This is a genomic window from Kluyvera genomosp. 3 (genome assembly GCF_011765685.1).
GTDB classification, from domain to species: domain Bacteria; phylum Pseudomonadota; class Gammaproteobacteria; order Enterobacterales; family Enterobacteriaceae; genus Kluyvera; species Kluyvera georgiana_A.
This window is the reverse complement of sequence record NZ_CP050321.1, coordinates 552197-552996: the sequence shown is the minus strand read 5'-3', so window position 1 is coordinate 552996 and position 800 is coordinate 552197. Positions and strand designations below refer to the sequence as shown.

General features: G+C 47.4%; 1 tRNA gene and 1 rRNA gene (1 of these 2 cut by a window edge). Both read right to left on the bottom strand.

Annotated features, from left to right (window positions below):
* Positions 1-351, bottom strand: a 23S ribosomal RNA gene (locus tag GY169_RS23295) (it extends 4093 nt beyond the left edge of the window).
* Between the two features lie 221 nt (positions 352-572).
* A tRNA-Glu gene (locus tag GY169_RS02660) sits at positions 573-648 on the bottom strand.
* Positions 649-800: the final 152 nt, after the last annotated feature.

Below are 800 nucleotides of genomic sequence, written 5' to 3'. Positions count from 1 at the left end.
TGTGTGAGCACTTCAAAGAACGCTTCTTTAAGGTAAGGAGGTGATCCAACCGCAGGTTCCCCTACGGTTACCTTGTTACGACTTCACCCCAGTCATGAATTCGCCGCTACTGGGGGAATCTCGGTTGATTTCTTTTCCTCGGGGTACTTAGATGTTTCAGTTCCCCCGGTTCGCTTCGTTAACCTATGTATTCAGTTAACGATAGTGTGTCGAAACACACTGGGTTTCCCCATTCGGAAATCGCCGGTTATAACGGTTCATATCACCTTACCGACGCTTATCGCAGATTAGCACGTCCTTCATCGCCTCTGACTGCCAGGGCATCCACCGTGTACGCTTAGTCGCTTAACCTCACAACCCGAAGATGTTTCTTTCGATTCATCATCGACTTGCGAAAATTTGAGAGACTCGAACACACCATTTATCTGTTCTTATTACGGAGAACAGACACAGTGTGTCGTTTCAATTTTCAGCTTGATCCAGATTTTTAAAGAGCAAATATCTCAAACGTCACCCGAAGATGAGTTTTGAGATATTAAGGTCGGCGACTTTCACTCACACAAACCAGCAAGTGGCGTCCCCTAGGGGATTCGAACCCCTGTTACCGCCGTGAAAGGGCGGTGTCCTGGGCCTCTAGACGAAGGGGACACTGAAGTCTCAATCGCAAGACGCCTTGCTATTTACTTTTCATCAGACAATCTGTGTGAGCACTTCAAAGAACGTTTCTTTAAGGTAAGGAGGTGATCCAACCGCAGGTTCCCCTACGGTTACCTTGTTACGACTTCACCCCAGTCATGAAT